15 protein-coding genes are annotated in these 14,501 nt (G+C 64.7%); 4 read left to right on the top strand and 11 right to left on the bottom strand.

What is annotated here, in order from left to right:
* Window positions 1-49: 49 nt before the first annotated feature.
* Complete coding sequence (locus GCM43_RS17775; RefSeq protein ID WP_152246685.1) at window positions 50-1,018, top strand: IS1595 family transposase; 969 nt, start codon at window positions 50-52, stop codon at window positions 1,016-1,018.
* Between the two features lie 9 nt (window positions 1,019-1,027).
* On the opposite strand, the gene GCM43_RS17770 is transcribed toward GCM43_RS17775, so the two are convergent.
* The 7 genes from GCM43_RS17770 to GCM43_RS17740 all read right to left on the bottom strand — a co-directional run bounded on the left by GCM43_RS17770 (window position 1,028) and on the right by GCM43_RS17740 (window position 7,585).
* The gene (locus GCM43_RS17770) at window positions 1,028-2,023 is read right to left on the bottom strand and encodes a FecR domain-containing protein (protein WP_226929543.1); all 996 of its coding nucleotides are present in this window, start codon (window positions 2,021-2,023) and stop codon (window positions 1,028-1,030) included.
* Window positions 2,020-2,523: a sigma-70 family RNA polymerase sigma factor gene (locus tag GCM43_RS17765; protein WP_152246683.1), complete on the bottom strand. Its 504-nt coding sequence runs from the start codon at window positions 2,521-2,523 to the stop codon at window positions 2,020-2,022. The genes GCM43_RS17770 and GCM43_RS17765 overlap by 4 nt, the downstream gene beginning before the upstream one ends.
* Window positions 2,524-2,628: 105 nt before the next feature.
* Window positions 2,629-3,408 carry a hypothetical protein gene (locus GCM43_RS17760; protein ID WP_152246681.1) on the bottom strand — a complete coding sequence of 260 codons (780 nt, stop codon included), beginning with the start codon at window positions 3,406-3,408 and terminating at the stop codon, window positions 2,629-2,631.
* A 37-nt stretch (window positions 3,409-3,445) separates the two neighbouring features.
* Complete coding sequence (locus tag GCM43_RS17755) at window positions 3,446-4,582, bottom strand: HupE/UreJ family protein (RefSeq protein ID WP_152246679.1); 1,137 nt, start codon at window positions 4,580-4,582, stop codon at window positions 3,446-3,448.
* Window positions 4,579-5,769 carry a tetratricopeptide repeat protein gene (locus tag GCM43_RS17750; RefSeq protein ID WP_152246677.1) on the bottom strand — a complete coding sequence of 397 codons (1,191 nt, stop codon included), beginning with the start codon at window positions 5,767-5,769 and terminating at the stop codon, window positions 4,579-4,581. The genes GCM43_RS17755 and GCM43_RS17750 overlap by 4 nt, the downstream gene beginning before the upstream one ends.
* Window positions 5,770-5,835: 66 nt before the next feature.
* The gene (locus tag GCM43_RS17745; protein ID WP_152246675.1) at window positions 5,836-6,081 is read right to left on the bottom strand and encodes a hypothetical protein; all 246 of its coding nucleotides are present in this window, start codon (window positions 6,079-6,081) and stop codon (window positions 5,836-5,838) included.
* 10 nt (window positions 6,082-6,091) lie between these two features.
* The gene (locus GCM43_RS17740; RefSeq protein ID WP_226929542.1) at window positions 6,092-7,585 is read right to left on the bottom strand and encodes a DUF4331 domain-containing protein; all 1,494 of its coding nucleotides are present in this window, start codon (window positions 7,583-7,585) and stop codon (window positions 6,092-6,094) included.
* Between the two features lie 193 nt (window positions 7,586-7,778).
* On the opposite strand from GCM43_RS17740, the gene GCM43_RS17735 reads away from it, so the two are divergent.
* On the top strand, window positions 7,779-8,732 hold the full coding sequence (locus GCM43_RS17735) for a cupin-like domain-containing protein (protein ID WP_152246673.1): 954 nt from the start codon (window positions 7,779-7,781) through the stop codon (window positions 8,730-8,732).
* Window positions 8,729-9,934 carry an MFS transporter gene (locus GCM43_RS17730; protein ID WP_152246671.1) on the top strand — a complete coding sequence of 402 codons (1,206 nt, stop codon included), beginning with the start codon at window positions 8,729-8,731 and terminating at the stop codon, window positions 9,932-9,934. Before GCM43_RS17735 ends, GCM43_RS17730 begins: the two co-directional genes overlap by 4 nt.
* A gap of 19 nt (window positions 9,935-9,953) precedes the next feature.
* Here the strand turns inward: GCM43_RS17730 and GCM43_RS17725 are convergent, their stop codons facing one another.
* Window positions 9,954-10,721, bottom strand: a complete 768-nt coding sequence (locus tag GCM43_RS17725) for an AraC family transcriptional regulator (RefSeq protein ID WP_152246669.1) — start codon at window positions 10,719-10,721, stop codon at window positions 9,954-9,956.
* A gap of 85 nt (window positions 10,722-10,806) precedes the next feature.
* On the opposite strand from GCM43_RS17725, the gene GCM43_RS17720 reads away from it, so the two are divergent.
* Entirely contained in the window at window positions 10,807-11,565 is a 759-nt protein-coding gene (locus tag GCM43_RS17720; RefSeq protein ID WP_152246667.1) for an alpha/beta fold hydrolase, read from the top strand.
* A gap of 13 nt (window positions 11,566-11,578) precedes the next feature.
* Here GCM43_RS17720 and GCM43_RS17715 read toward each other — a convergent pair whose 3' ends face one another.
* The 3 genes from GCM43_RS17715 to GCM43_RS17705 form a co-directional block, all read right to left on the bottom strand.
* The gene (locus GCM43_RS17715) at window positions 11,579-12,220 is read right to left on the bottom strand and encodes a LysE family translocator (RefSeq protein ID WP_152246665.1); all 642 of its coding nucleotides are present in this window, start codon (window positions 12,218-12,220) and stop codon (window positions 11,579-11,581) included.
* Window positions 12,221-12,277: 57 nt separating this feature from the next.
* Window positions 12,278-13,246 carry a MerR family transcriptional regulator gene (locus tag GCM43_RS17710; RefSeq protein WP_152246663.1) on the bottom strand — a complete coding sequence of 323 codons (969 nt, stop codon included), beginning with the start codon at window positions 13,244-13,246 and terminating at the stop codon, window positions 12,278-12,280.
* A 114-nt stretch (window positions 13,247-13,360) separates the two neighbouring features.
* The gene (locus GCM43_RS17705) at window positions 13,361-14,446 is read right to left on the bottom strand and encodes a flavodoxin family protein (RefSeq protein WP_152246661.1); all 1,086 of its coding nucleotides are present in this window, start codon (window positions 14,444-14,446) and stop codon (window positions 13,361-13,363) included.
* Window positions 14,447-14,501: the final 55 nt, after the last annotated feature.

Here is a 14,501-nt window from a genome sequence, read left to right as displayed (position 1 = left end):
CCTGAACTGGGCAGGTCTAACGGTCTGAATCTACCGTCAGGAGCACATCATGTCCCCGTCACGATGGCAGTCTTTTATCAGCCAGTTCGCCCAGTTGTCGCCACACCAGCGCAGTGCCGCCATGGAACTGATGAGTGCATCTGCGGGGATCGACGCCACACTGGCCCTGATCGAGCAGGCGGCGCAGGCGCATCTGACCTGTCCCGCCTGCCGTTCAACACATTTTCACCGGCACGGCCATGCGCATGGCCTGCAGCGCTATCGTTGCGTAGGCTGCGGCAGAACCTTTAATGCTCTCTCGGGCACGCCGCTGGCCCATTTACATTACAAAGCGCGATGGCTGGCCTATGCCGGCTGCATGCTTGACTCATTTTCGGTGCGCAAGGCAGCCCAGCAGGTCGCCATTCATCGCAATACCAGCTTTCGCTGGCGCCACCGCTTCCTTGAGCTGGCCAGAACCGACCGGCCACTGTGTCTGCACGGTATTGCCGAGGCAGACGAGATGTATCTGCTGGAGTCAGAAAAAGGTTCGCGCCACCTGACCCGGCCGGCGCGCCGGCGTGGCGGCCACGCCCGCCAGCGCGGCATTTCCGGCGAACAGGTCTGCATCCTGGTAGCGCGCGACCGTACCGGCCAGACGCGCGACTTTGTCACCGGCAAGGGTCAATTAACTGCTGCCAAGCTGCACACCTGGCTTGAACCGGTGATCGACCGTGATGTGTTGCTCGTGACCGATGGCCACCCGGCTTACCGTGCCTTCGCACGCGAGGCTGGCATCAGCCATCAGGCCGTCAACCTGCGTGCCGGCATCCGTGTCAGCGGCGCGGCGCATGTGCAAAACGTCAACGCCTACCATAGTCGATTCCGGCAATGGCTGGCGCCGTTTCATGGCGTGGCCACGCGCTATCTGCCCAACTACCTGGGCTGGCGCTGGATACTCGATGCCAGGCGCATCCGCTCAGCGACCAGTCTGCTTAATGCTGCACTGGGACAATTCCCACATTTGGCAGTGACATAGCCAAATAATTTATGCCCCGCTGCGCCGCGTGACCGTCACCCAGTAGCGCGTGCGCGCATGCAGTTCCACCGGCAGGCTCGCTGCCAGGTTGTGCAGCGCGCGGTCGGTATCGCGCAGGCTGTAGACGCCGGTCACGCGCAAGGCTGCAACGTCAGGGCTGCAGCGCAGCAGGCCATGACGGTAGCGCGCCAGTTCGGCCAGCAGAGCGTCCAGGCGCATGCTTTCGGCCACCAGGCTGCCGTCCGCCCAGGCGGCGGCGCTATCGGGCACGCTGCCAATCGCCTGCACGCCATCATGGCCGTAGCTGGCGCGCTGACCGGTCTGCAGCTGCACGCCGTTGTCGGGCGCCAGGCTTGGCTGCAGCGCCACGGCCCCCTCGAACACGGCCACACCGGTGCCGGCTTTTTCAAGGCGCACGTCAAAGCGCGTGCCCAGCGCGGTGGCCGTGCCGTGCACGGTTTGCACCAGCAGTGGCCGATGGCGTGGCGCCGGGTCGCGCGCACTGGTGACGAGGATGGCGCCGGCGCGCAGCACGATGCGCCGCTCGCTGGCGCTGTAGCGCACATCGATGGCGCTCGCCGTGTCGAGCACCACGGCCGTGCCGTCGGCCAGCGTGATGTTGCGCGTCTGGCCAGTGGCGGTATGGTAATCGGCGCTGTAAGCTTGCCACAGGCCGCTTTCATGGGCGAGCCAGGCGCTGCCGCCACCGGCCGCGATCACGCCCAGCAGCTGCAGCGCGCGCCGGCGCGTGCCGTGGCTGCGTGGCGGCAGCTCGGACAGGGCAGAGCGGGCGATCTGGCGCGGTATGGCATCAAACTGCTGCTCGAAGCACTGCAGGCGCGCCCAGGCGCGTTCGTGTTCCGGGTGGGCGCTGCGCCAGGCGGCGCAGGCGGCGCTGTCGGCCGCGCTGGCGTTGTCGGACCACAGGCGCGCCATCCACTGGGCGGCGCGGGCCAGCACGGCGGGCGCAATCTCAGGCGAGAGCGGCTCGCGCAGGCTGCTCATCGCGATTGCGCCAGGCAGCAGGCCAGCAGCGCGCGGGCGATATATTTTTCCACCGACGACACCGTCACGCCAAGCTGGCGGGCAATCTCGGCATAGGCCAGGCCTTCGACCTTGCACAGCAGGAAAGCCTCGCGCGCTTTGGCTGGCAAGCGGGCGAGGATGGCGTCGATTTCGGTCAGTGCCTCGATAATCAGTGCGCGTGTTTCAGGCGTAGGCACTTGCAACTCGGGCAGCAGGGCCAGCGCTTCGAGGTAGGCGGCCTCGATATCGCGGCGGCGAAACAGGTCGATCATCAGGCCGTTGGCAATGCGCGCCAGATGCTGGCGCGATTGTCCGGGCTGAGGCGCGCTGCCACGCGTGAGCAGGCGCAAAAAGGTGTCATGCGCCAAGTCGGCCGCGTCGAAGGCGTTGCCGAGCTTGCGGCGCAGCCAGCCATGCAGCCAGCCGTGGTGGTCGCTGTAAAGCACTTCGATTTGCTGGTGCAGTGGCGGGTGGAGCATGCAGGCTTTCTACGCCATGCCTGTGCCGGATGGCGTCAATGCGATTGAGAATTGTTCTTATTGTAGCCTGAAATGCCGCCGGGGTGGCCGCTGGCTCACGCAAAATCAGCGCTGGCGCACGTATTGATCGACCAGTTCGCCCAGCCGCTCGCTGCCTTTTTGCCCGAACCAGTTCCACACCGCCTCGCTTTGCGCGGCATGTACGCCATAAAAACGGTAGCTGGCCGACAGCCATACATAGGAGACCCGGAGCGGCTCCCTGATGCGTACCAGCGCGGCGCCGTAGCGTGCCGCCACCACGCTGTCCATGGCTTTTTCGTTGGCGATAGCAAAACTGAAGCCGTCGACGCGCTGCAGCATCACCTTGTCGAGGTTGCTGAGGGTGTCGCCGCTGCCGGAGTCGACCTGCATGCCGTCATCGACCAGCGTCTCGACCAGCGACGAGCCCTGGTTGACGGCCAGCTTGTGGTTGCGGAAGTACTGGCGCGGATCCGCTTCCACCGCCAGCCTGTCGGCGCTGCGCACAAAGACAATCGCGCTGGTGCGCAGGGCGCGGCGGGTATCGGGCAGGCCGCGCGGCGTGAGCGGCAAGGCGGAATAGGGCGCTGCGCCCGGCGGCAGGTCGACCGGCGCCATGTCCACCAGTCCTTCGATCAGGGCCACCTTGATGCGCGCGGTGGGCAAGCGCACCAGCTGCACCGTGCAGCCGGCGCTGTTGACCGCTTCGGTCATGGCGTCCACCGCTGCACCCGGGCGCTGGGGAATGGCGCTGCCGTTGCCCAGATAGTAGGGCGCACGTTCGCGATCCGGATAGCCGACGCGCACGGTGCAGGCCGAGGCCTGCGCCGCCAGCAGGAACAGGATGACCGCCAGACCATGATGCATAGGTGCTCCTCCGCCAGCGGCGTTTGTTTTGCCCAGTTTAGCTGATCAGCTTGATATCGGCCAGCCGTTCCAGTAGCCAGATGGCCGCCACCAGTGCAATCGCCAGCGAGCCCCAGGTCATCAGTTGCCGATAGAACCAGGTTTTGCGCAGCAGCCAGGCCACAGGCAGGAATACCGCCACGATCGCCAGCTGGCCGATCTCCACGCCCACATTAAAGCCCAGCAGACTGGTAACCAGCGCCGATTGCGGCAGGCCAAGATCGCGCAGCACGCTGGCAAAGCCGAAGCCGTGGATCAGCCCGAACACAAAGGCGGCCACCGGGCGCTTGCCGCGAAACAGCGGCAGCACATTATTGAGCGCCGCCAGCACCACCGAAGCGGCAATCGCCGACTCGACCATGCGAGAAGGCAGCGAAATCAGCGACAGGCTGGCCAGGCTCAGCGTGATCGAGTGCGCCAGCGTAAAAGCGGTCACCACCTTGAGCACATCGAAAAACGCCGCCTTCAAGCTTTGCTGGCCCGATGCGATGCCGGCTCGCGCGGCCGCAGGCAGCAGTACCGCTGGCAGCAATAGCGACAGCAGGAACAGGATATGGTCGTAGCCGATCCAGATATGCCAGATGCCGTGCTGCACGTAGGCGCCAAACTGCGCCAGCCGGCTTGGCGCGGCCAGCGACAGGTTTTGCCGCGCATGTTCCGGCTCGAAAATGGCGGTCTGCACCTGGCCGTCATGGCTGAGCTTTAGCAGGCCCTTGTGCTGCGGGTCCAGGTCAGCCAGCAGCGTGTAGCTGATGTCGAGACTGGCCGGCGCCGCGCTACCGGGGCAAGTGGCCTGGAAACGCAGCACATTGTAGGCGCCGTCGGTATGCTGGTCGATCAGTTGCTGGCCTGCCTGTAGCTGGCAGGGACCGGCTGTGCTGGCAATTTTCAGGTGCTGCAAGGCGTAGGCAGCTATTTGCCCATGGCGGGCGCGGATTTCATCCCAGGTCAGCTCGCCATCGCCATTGCCATCCAGGCCGATGGCAAAATCGAGGTCGCGCAAGGCGATATCCCATTGCCCGGCAATGGTCTGGCCCTGCACGTCCAGGCTCAGATAGCTGTCGCTTGGTTTGTGGGCCTGGGCCAGCGTGCACCAGCAGCAGACCAGTACCATCAGAATCAGCCGCGCCATCATGTCGCCTTCCTTGCAGCCAGCCTGGCTGCCAGCGCCTGCAGCGCCACATCCTGAACCTTGTTGGTGCTGATCCAGTCCAGTACCGGCTGCGCCGCTGCGAAATCGCGTGCGGCCAGTGCTGCTTCAAGCACGATGCGCATGTCGGCTACTTCCTTTTGTACTGCCCAGTTCTTTTGCGCCAGCTGCAAGGCTTGCGGCGCATCGTGCTGCAGCAGCAAGGCAAAACGCGCCTGTTCGCGCTGGTGCACGGTGTCGCCTCGCTGCATGGCGGCATTGAAGCGCGCCGCCAGTTCGGTCGTGGCACGCGCCAGTGCTGCCTGCTGGCCGGGCACCGCCTGCAGCGCCAGCGCGTAGCGCAGCAGCAGGGCGTCGATGCGCTGCTCGCTTTTTAACAGGGCAATGACCTCCTGCGGGCGTTGCTGGTCGAGCAGGAAGTCGCTCCAGGCGCCCAGCAGATAGCTGTCGCGCGGCTGCTGCGCGAGCGCCTGGCGGTAGCGCCGTTCGGCCACGGCGGCGTCGCCGCGCCGCGTGGCCATTTCGGCCAGCAGGGTCAGCGCCCAGTTTTCCATCTCGGGCGCCACGCCAGCACTGCGCTGCAGCGTCAGGTCCAGCAACTGCTCGCTCTTTTCAGAGCGGCCATTGACGCCGGCCACATTGGCCAGGCAGGTCACGGTCACCAGTTGCGCTGCCAGGCTGGACAGCCGGGCGCAGCTGGCGCTCGCCGCTGCATAGTTGCCCTGCACCGTCAGCACGGTGGCGCGGGTCAGCCAGGCCTGCGCATTGCCGGGCTGCTGTGCGATGACGGCATCGAGATCCTGCAGGGCGGCATTGAATTGATGGGTGCTTTGCAGGATGGTGGCGCGCAGCAGGCGAACCGGCACCGGCGCGGCAGCGCTTTGCCACCAGGGCGCCAGCGCGGCCTGGGCGTAGCCAAGATAGCGCGGGTCGGTTTCACTGCGCGACAGGCCGATATAGCGCTGCGCCAGGCTGGTCGCCAGCGCCAGGTCCTGCGGCTGGGCGTTCAGCTGCGTGCGCAGGCGGCGCAGTTCGGTCTGCGTGGCGTCGGCACGGTGTGGCAGCTGTTCGATCACGGCAGCGCCGTCTTTGGGGATATAGGGGGTGGCATGCGCGGTCGAGCACAAGCCGGCGCACAGCGCGCTGGCCAGCCAGCGTATCGATGCATTCATTATTGCTTTCGTGGCAATGCACAGCAATTGGGCACCAGGCTGCTGCCAGCCTGGCGCCCACCTACCTTACAGCGGTACCGGCTCGGTATTGTCCGGCGAGGTAGCCATGATGGCGTCGATACTGACGCCTTCCTTGTCTTCACTGGTGGTCAGCGTGAGATTGCTGACGGCAACAAAGAAAGTGTCGAGCAGGGCCACCGGCGGCGGATTGACGCCGCCGTCGCTGCCGCTATGGGTGTGGCTGCTGCCACCACCACAGCCTGCCAGAAGGGCCGCACCGGCCAGCGCGCCGGCAATCGTTGATTTTTTCATGGCGAACTCCTTATTGCTGTGGCGAACCGGCTACCGGGTTTTTCAGGTACGGGAAACCGGCGGTAAAGGCCGTTTCATCGAGGTAGGCGCCATCGGTAAAGTGCAGGTTGCCCGCCGGTGCATCGGCCGGGGCGCAGCCGATATTGAGCGTGCACAGCTTGCCCATGGCCACGCGCAGCACCACGTCGACTACATCGTCGCCGGGACGCCGTCCGTTCGGAAAGCCGGCATTGTCGCCGCCGATCACGCCAAGGCGGTTTTGCGAACCCACTGCGGTGGCGGCAATCGAGGTGTTCAGGCGCAGCATTTCCGACGCGGCGACGGTCACCGGCTGGTTGACGCCCTTGATGCCGGTGAGGAAAGTGGCGACCAGGTCATTGCGCGGGAAGTTGGTCGGCGCCTTGGCGCCTGCCGAGCCGTACAGCACTTCGACCAGCGCTGGCGCGGTCGGGTTGGTGACGTAATCGGCAAACTGCGCATCGCCCGACGGTTTGCTGGCGTTGAAGCGGTCCTTGTCCTTCAGGCCGATCACCAGCTCATTGACCAGTGGCATGCCCAGACGCGACACCTGGACCCAGGCGCCGCCTTCCTTCGAGGCGCCGGTGGTCGTGCCCGGTACGGGATTGAGCAGACGGCCCTGGCGCAGGCTGGCGGTAGTCCAGCCACCGATGACCGGGTCGGTACCGGCGGTCAGGCAGCTGGTCGGCACTTCCATTTCAATCGCGGTCACGTTCTTCTTGGCCAGGTCATCCTTGGCTGCGGACTCGGCATTGGCGGCAAATTCGGTGGCCGGCGCCTTGATATTGACCAGGTCGAACGTCTCGCCCAGATTGACCACGAACGGGTCCTTGCGCTGGCCCACGAACATGCGCGCCGGCGTGGCGCAGCCGGGAATATTGATGGCATACACATGCTGCGCCGCATAGGCAGCGTAGTTGGGAATGGCTTTGTTGCCGATATTGTCGACCGGCTTGTCAAACGTGGCGCCGCCACCGGTCACATTGGTTACGCTGGAGCGCGTGCCGCTGCGCCGGTCGCCGCGCACCACCGTGACGCTATAGGTTTCGCGCACATTGAGGCCAGCCGGATTAACGGTGTCGATGGCGCCGCCGTTGATGACCAGCGGAATCGATACTTTCTTGCCACCGACCGTAAACTGGCCGTCCTTGATGGTATTGGTAAAGCGGAACTGGAAGGTGATGTCTTCCTTGCCGTCGCCGTTGTTGTCGATATGGATTTCATACAGCGCCTGCGGGTCCATGGCGAAGTAGTTGGGGCCGCCATAAGCGTCCTGCAGCGGCACATAATCGGCTACCAGCGTGGTAAAGGCGCCGCGGCCCGCTTCGTAGCTGCGGAACATATAGAAGTCGGTGGCGTCGACTTTCGGGTTTTGTGTAATGAACGGCGCTTCCCGGTGGCTGGAAGCATAGGCGGACGGCGCGCAGGCGAGCACCAGCAGATTGCCCAGTAGGGCGGCGCCCAATGCGGTTTTTGATAGCGACATGTGTATCTCCCTGATTGTTTTGCACTTTTGGAATATCAAGAAACAACAGACTGCTCACTTTGTACGGATGACAATCAAAAACGGATTCAATGACTGTTCAAATAAAGAAAAATCATGGTCGGCAGAGGGCGGGCAGGACAGTTGGCACGGCAAAATGCTAAGCTCTCGGCACTGATCAACATAGCAGCAATCCATGTCCAAAAGTAATCTGATTTCAACAGCTGAAACTGTGGCTGCCAAGCCACGCCATTTGCCGCCGCTGCCACCGGCGCAGTTCGCCAGCAGCGACGCTGCCGAGGCCCACCGCGAGGCGCGGGCGCGCAAGGATGCGCAGGTGCGCGGCGTCAGTTCGATCGACGCCATGCGCGAGGCGATCCGGCAGGCGTCGCGCGCTCTGCCTTCCATATCAGTAGTGCCGCGTCTGGCGCGGCTTGGCGAAGCGGCTTTCCGTGAGCGCGCGGCTGCAGGGCTGCCGTTCCTGGTCGACGGCGTGGTGAACCGCTGGCCGCTGTGCGCGTTACCGCAAAGCACGCTGCGCGAGCGCTTTGGCCACGTGCCGGTGCGGGCGCGCGTGGGCGACTATGTCAATACGGCGTTTGCCCCTGACCGCGCCATGCGCGACATGCGCATGCTGGAATACCTGGACTGGGTCGAGGGCGAGAGTGCACCGGCAAACCTGCCGCCCTACCTGGGCAACCTGGAATTGCGCGAGCTGAACAGCCTGTGCCACTGGCCAGCCTACCTTGGCAAAATGGGCCCGCCACGCTACTGGGTGGGGCCAGCCGGTACCGTCACGCCGCTCCATTGCGACTATGATGACAATATCTTCGCGCAAATCTGGGGCCGCAAACGCATTATCCTGTCGCCACCGCATCACGACGCGTTTCTTTACCCGAGCCAGGCCAACGCCATCCTGTTCGGTTCGCCTTTCGACCCTGAAGCGCCTGATTTCGACGCCTATCCGCTGGCGCGCCAGGCCAGCATGGTCGAATGCATCGTCGAACCGGGCCAGATGCTGTATGTGCCGGCCGGCTGGTACCACCAGGTGCGCTCACTCGATTTTTCCTTGTCGTCGAACCGCTGGTCGCGCGCCATGCCGCAGGTGCTGGACGCGACAGCGGCCGCATTATTGAAGGAGCCTGCATGAAACCCGTGGTGGCAGAAGAGATCGCCGAGCCAGTTACCGTGTCCGAGCGCAGCGTGCGGCGCCGCTCGCTGTTTGCGGCCTGCAGCGCCCATGCCGTGCATGATGGATTGACTGATGTGATCTATGTGCTGCTGCCGGTCTGGCAGCAGCAGTTCGGCATCAGCCTGGCGCTGGTCGGGCTGCTGCGCGGCGCTTATGCGGGCACCATGGCCGGCTTCCAGCTGCTGGCCAGCCGCATCGCGCGCCGGTGGGGCCGCGAGCGCGTGCTGATAGCCGGCACCGCGCTGGCCGGCTTGGCCTATCTGATTGCAGGCCTGGCGGCCGGACTGCCGGTGTTGCTGCTGGCGCTGGTGCTGGGCGGCCTGGGCGCCAGCGTGCAGCATCCGCTGGCGTCATCGATCGTGACCGATACCCATGAAGCCGGTGGCGGCGTGAAGGAAGCGCTGTCGCAATACAATTTTGCCGGCGATATCGGCAAGACACTGATCCCGGCACTCATCGGTTTACTGCTGGTGGTGTGCAGCTGGCAGGCCAGCGTCAGCGTAGTGGGCTTGCTCGGACTAGGCGCGGCCGGCCTGCTGTGGTGGCTGCTGCCCAGGCACGGCACCCAGACGCAGCGCAAGAAGGCGGGCAAGCAGGTAATGGGCAAGCGTTCGCCCGGCGGTTTTGCAGCCTTGATGGCGACCGGCATGTTTGACAGCGCTGCGCGCATGGGTTTTTTGACCTTCCTGCCGTTTTTGTTGAAGAGCAAGGGCGCCGGCACGGCCGGTATCGGCATGGCGCTGTCGCTGCTGTTTGTCGGCGGCGCCTTCGGCAAGCTGCTGTGCGGCTATCTGGGCGCACGCATCGGCACCATGAAAACAGTCTGGCTGACCGAATCGGCCACCTCGCTGTTGATCCTGGCCGCTATCTGGCTGCCGTTGACGGCCATGATGGCCATGCTGCCTTTGCTGGGCCTGGCCCTGAACGGCACGTCGTCGGTGCTGTACGGCGTAGTGCCCGAGCTGGCCGAGGCGGGCGGGCGCGAGCATGCCTTTGCGCTGTTCTATACGGCCACCATTGGCGGCGGCGCCATCGCGCCGGTACTGTTTGGCGCACTGGGCGATGCTGCCGGCATCACGGTGGCGCTGGCCACGCTGGCCGCGACCTTGCTATTGACGCTGCCGTTATCGTGGCGGGTACAGCGCGCTGTCGAAGCGTGATAGTTAAGCCGAGATTCGTTCAGCAGAGATTCGCCTGGTAGGCACTCGGCGTCTGGCCCAGGACGCGCCGGAAGGCGGCGCTGAAGGCGCTGGGGCTGGCATAACCGAGATCGAGCGCCACGCGGGTCACGGCTTGGCCATCGGCCAGGCGGGTGATTGCCGCCAGCAAGCAGGTTTGCTGGCGCCACTGTGCAAAACCCAGCCCGGTCTGGGCCCGGAATAGCCGGGTGAAGCTGCGCCGGCTCATGCCGGCCAGGTCTGCCATGGCATCGAGGTCGCCGCCTTGCTGCGGCTGCAGCAGCAGGGCGTTGCACAGGCGCACCAGCCTGGGATCTTGCGGCAGCGGCGCGTTCAGAGGCAGCATCGGCATTGCGGCCACTTCATCGAGCAGCAGCGCCATCAGCCGCGCATCGCGCGAGTCCGGGGCATACAGCGGTGCAATAGTGACTGCCTGTGCCAGCAGCTGGCGCAGCAGCGGCGACACCTGGCGTACCTGACATTGTGGCGGCAGACCTGCCTGCTGCGCGGCGTCACTGTCGATAAAGATATTGTGCATGGTGACGTTGCCCTGCATGCGCATGCCGTGCGCCAGACCCGCCGGTATCCAGCAGGCGCGCTGCGGCGGCACCAGCCAGTTGCCTTGCGGCGTATGGACGCTGATGACGCCGCTGGCGGCAAAGGCAAATTGCCCGCGCCGGTGGGCGTGGCTGGGGAAAACGCTGCCGGCACGATACTGGTGCGTGGTGGCCAGCAGGGCGCGCGGTACCTCTGTATAAAAATCAGACATGGCCCAAACTCTACAGTATTTGACCTCCAGCTGAAAGCAGGCCACTGCTGCAATCGTTACCATCGGTTTTTTGAATGGAGAAGCGATGCACAATACTTATCATCGGGTGGGGCATGGCCCGCATGCGGTTATCGTCCTGCATGGCTGGTTTGGCGACGCGCATGCGTTTGAGCCGATGGCGCCTGGCCTCGACCGCAACGCGTACAGCTATATCTTTATGGATGGCCGTGGGTTCGGTGCCATGCGTAGCGTGGCAGGCCAGTACACGATGGATGAAGTGGCGCGCGATGCGCTGGCGCTGGCCGATGCGCTCGGGCTGGTGTCGTTCAGCGTGATTGGCCATTCGATGGGCGCGATGGCGATGGAGCGGCTGGCCCTGCTGGCGCCGGGGCGCCTGCGCAAGCTGGTGGCGGTCGCGCCTGTGCCAAGCTGCGGCGTACAGTTTGATGCACCGGCTCGGTTGCTGTTTGACAGCGCGGTGGGCAGCCAGGCGGCGCGGCGAACGATTATCGACCGCAGTACCGGTGGGCGCCTGCCGGCAGCATGGCTGGACTGGAAGGCGTCATGTTCGTGGAAGAGTGTCGATCCGGCTGCCTTTGCCGCCTGCCTGAACGACTGGAGCAACGCGGACTTCAGTGACGAAGTCAGGCGCGCCGCATTGCCGCTACCGCTGCTGGTACTGATTGGCCAGCACGATCCGCGTTTCGATGTGGCGCTGATGCAGCGCAGCACCCTGGCCTGGTACCCGCAGGCACAGCTGCAGGTCATCGCCAATGCCGGACACTATCCGATGAATGAAACGCCGCTGGCGCTGGCTGGCGCCATCGAGACATTCCTGCGCTAGCAAACGACAGTTGTTATGCGGCCTTGCTGCGCAGGCGCAGCAGGCTCAGCCCCAGCAGCACAAAAGCGCCGCCCGAGATGCGGTTGAACAGCCGCGCACGCGCCGGGCTGGCCAGTTGATTTTTCAGCAGGCGCGCCAGGCAGGCGTAAAACAGATGGGCCAGCATGGCGCAGGCGACAAACGAGCTTGTCAGCACGACAAACTGCAGTGCGACCGGTTCGCCTGGCACCATAAATTGCGGGAACAATGCCGAGAAAAACAAAATGGCCTTGGGGTTGGTCAGCGCCACTGTCAGGCCCTGGCGAAACAGCTTCCAGCCCGAATGGGGCACGACGGCGCCGGTCTTGCTGGTCACGCTGTCGGCAATACTGGTCTTGCTGCGCCATTGCTTCACGCCCAGGTACACCAGGTACAGTGCGCCGGCCAGTTTGAGCAGCATAAAGGCGGTGGCTGACGTGGCCAGCACCACGCCCATGCCGGCCATGGCCACGCCGGAGATAATGAACAGGCCCACGCCATTGCCGAGGCTGCTGATCATGGCGCGCCTGGCGCCCACGGCAATGGCGTTGGAAATGGCCAGCAATACTGCCGGGCCAGGAGAAAAAGTGACTAGCAGGGCAACGCCACAAAACAGCAGCCAGTTTGAAAAGTGCATGGTAAGCCTGTACGGGAAAGACAGGCCCGATTGTACTCTTCTTTTATTTTCTTTTATTCAGGCAATGTTTCGCTTGATGGCGGCAGCGGCAAGCCGTCGGCACGCGCCTTTGTCCATTGCCGCTTCGAGCAGCGCGCGGGCCTGGCCGGCGATCTGCGCCAGTTCTTCGTGCAGCAGGCCGTCTTGCGGGCTGCGCAGCGCGCATTGCTGGCTGTAGCGCTCGAAGCTGCCGACCATGCGCAGGATATCGGCCAGGTGGCGCGGACATTCGCATTCGATATCGGTGGCGGCGGTGGTAATGGCAGTCAGCGCTGCCTGGCTGAAGCGGATCGGCGGTGCCGTCGGGCGCGCCGCCTGCACATCGGCAGCGGCGGTCGGCGCACTACCGCGGCGGACGGCCGCCAATGCCATCGCGCACAGGCGCAGCACATCGGCCAGCGGCACCGGCTCGCGCGCCAGCAGGCAGTCCTGCATGCGCAGCCGTTCCAGCGTGCTGCTGGTGCTGAAGTGGTACAGCACCACTATCGTGCGCGCTGCGGCGGCCCGCTGCACGGCGCCAATCAGCGGCAAGTGTTCATCGAGTAACTCACCGACTTCGATCATGACGATGTCGGCGCGCGCGTCGCTCAGTTGGCTGGCGGCGTCGGCCAAGCTGTCGCACACGCGCACCACGTCGCAGGCCGGTGTGGCCGATGAGCCGCGCAGGTCGCTTGACAGACGCATGATCAGGCTCGGCCCGACCAGCGCGACTCTCAACGGACGCGCGCACAGCGGCGCGCTGACCGTATGGGCCGGTGCATGCATGTCCTGCAGCCTGGCCAGCGGCAGGCGCGCCAACAGGCCGGGCGGGTGGCCGTAGCCGGCCAGGCGCCGTATCAGCACCAGCCGCTGCGCCTGGCTGGCAAACGCCGGCTGGCGCCGATCGGGCGGGCGCGGCGCATAATGTAGCGTGATGCCGCTGCCGCTATGCTGGCGGCGGCCGCACTGGTGGTCTGGCTGGTCTGGCATATCGAGCAATATTGGCATGGTGCCCCGCTGGTCTGTCCGGTATTGCTTTTTATTCTAGATGCTGACAGCAGCGACGCAAGCACGATTCTTGTTTTTTAATTCACTATGTGGGCCAGCGCACCTCCCGTGCACTCATTTGGGCCGGGCCGGTTGCAGCCCGGCGTCGGGCGGCGCCAGCGTGCCGGCCCGCTGGCGCTTCACGGCTTCGGCCACGGCGCGCGCCACATTGCGTACTTCCTCCTGCATGGCGGTATCGCGGTCCAGCGTGGCGTGGCTGTCGGCATAGCTTTCGTAGTAGCCGATATAGCGGTCCAGGCGCGCCTTGGCGCCGGCGTCCACCAGCCCCATCCAGTCGAGCCAGTCCGACAGCCCGCGCCGCACGCCTTCGATGCCGGCCACGTCGCCATGCACCACCAGACCGTAGGCGCGTCCGGCCAGATGCTTGGGATAATCCCAGCCCTGCAATTCGAGCGCCTTGGCTTCCCGCGACTTCTTGCCGTGGGTCGAGGTGGGATCGGGATTGCCGCCGTCGGCGCACACCAGCCGGTCGATCATCAGTTTGAGCACGGACGGCGTCTGGTACCAGTACACGGGCGTCAGGATGATGACGCCGTGCGCCGCCGTCCAGCGCTCATAGATGTCGGCCATCCAGTCATTGGTCTGGCGCTCGCCATGGTTGGGGTAGCAGCTGCATGGCCAGTGGCATAGCGGCATGGCAGTCGACACGCAGCCCTTGCACGGGTGGATATGCAGGTCGTACGACGAAGTGAGCAGGCTGAGGTCAAGCAGATCGGCCTCGATGCCGTTCGCCTGCAGTATTTCGCTGGCCCATTTGCTCATGCGCCAGGTTTTTGAAATTTCACCGGGGCAGGTGCCGTCATTGCGCGCCGACGCGCAGATCAGCAGTACGCGCGAGGGCGTGCTGGCGTCTTTCTGGCGCGCTTCTGCCGCCTTGAGCTTGTCGTGCGTGGCTTTCCACTCCACCGACAGATCATAGTCGGGGTCGGCAAAACCGGGCCCGGCCTTTTGCGTGACGGGCGCTTTGCGGCTGTCGGTATAGTTTTGCCAGGCCACGGCTTCAACTTGCTCCAGCGCATCGCGCACGGTATCAAAATTAGGGTCGGCAAACGAGCGCACGAACTGCAGGTGGAATTCATTGCGGTCCAGCTTGGCGGGCGCCTGGCCCAGGCGCGATGGGGGAATGGTGGGGGCGGGCATGGCGTTTCCGATCAAAAGGGAATTGTTGAGCAGGTCGGCTCATGGTGTGCCGGGT

The organism is Janthinobacterium aquaticum (assembly GCF_009208565.1).
Lineage (GTDB): Bacteria > Pseudomonadota > Gammaproteobacteria > Burkholderiales > Burkholderiaceae_D > Janthinobacterium.
This window is presented reverse-complemented; position numbering and strand designations above follow the sequence as displayed.

What these genes read in the sequence shown, in the direction of transcription:
- GCM43_RS17735 (WP_152246673.1), top strand. Translation starts at nt 7,779, where the DNA reads ATGTCCAAAAGTAATCTGATTTCAACAGCTGAAACTGTGGCTGCCAAG.
- GCM43_RS17725 (WP_152246669.1), bottom strand. Translation starts at nt 10,721, where the DNA reads ATGTCTGATTTTTATACAGAGGTACCGCGCGCCCTGCTGGCCACCACG.
- GCM43_RS17745 (WP_152246675.1), bottom strand. Translation starts at nt 6,081, where the DNA reads ATGAAAAAATCAACGATTGCCGGCGCGCTGGCCGGTGCGGCCCTTCTG.
- GCM43_RS17730 (WP_152246671.1), top strand. Translation starts at nt 8,729, where the DNA reads ATGAAACCCGTGGTGGCAGAAGAGATCGCCGAGCCAGTTACCGTGTCC.
- GCM43_RS17740 (WP_226929542.1), bottom strand. Translation starts at nt 7,585, where the DNA reads ATGTCGCTATCAAAAACCGCATTGGGCGCCGCCCTACTGGGCAATCTG.
- GCM43_RS17775 (WP_152246685.1), top strand. Translation starts at nt 50, where the DNA reads ATGTCCCCGTCACGATGGCAGTCTTTTATCAGCCAGTTCGCCCAGTTG.
- GCM43_RS17770 (WP_226929543.1), bottom strand. Translation starts at nt 2,023, where the DNA reads ATGAGCAGCCTGCGCGAGCCGCTCTCGCCTGAGATTGCGCCCGCCGTG.
- GCM43_RS17750 (WP_152246677.1), bottom strand. Translation starts at nt 5,769, where the DNA reads ATGAATGCATCGATACGCTGGCTGGCCAGCGCGCTGTGCGCCGGCTTG.
- GCM43_RS17715 (WP_152246665.1), bottom strand. Translation starts at nt 12,220, where the DNA reads ATGCACTTTTCAAACTGGCTGCTGTTTTGTGGCGTTGCCCTGCTAGTC.
- GCM43_RS17755 (WP_152246679.1), bottom strand. Translation starts at nt 4,582, where the DNA reads ATGATGGCGCGGCTGATTCTGATGGTACTGGTCTGCTGCTGGTGCACG.
- GCM43_RS17765 (WP_152246683.1), bottom strand. Translation starts at nt 2,523, where the DNA reads ATGCTCCACCCGCCACTGCACCAGCAAATCGAAGTGCTTTACAGCGAC.
- GCM43_RS17710 (WP_152246663.1), bottom strand. Translation starts at nt 13,246, where the DNA reads ATGCCAATATTGCTCGATATGCCAGACCAGCCAGACCACCAGTGCGGC.
- GCM43_RS17720 (WP_152246667.1), top strand. Translation starts at nt 10,807, where the DNA reads ATGCACAATACTTATCATCGGGTGGGGCATGGCCCGCATGCGGTTATC.
- GCM43_RS17760 (WP_152246681.1), bottom strand. Translation starts at nt 3,408, where the DNA reads ATGCATCATGGTCTGGCGGTCATCCTGTTCCTGCTGGCGGCGCAGGCC.
- GCM43_RS17705 (WP_152246661.1), bottom strand. Translation starts at nt 14,446, where the DNA reads ATGCCCGCCCCCACCATTCCCCCATCGCGCCTGGGCCAGGCGCCCGCC.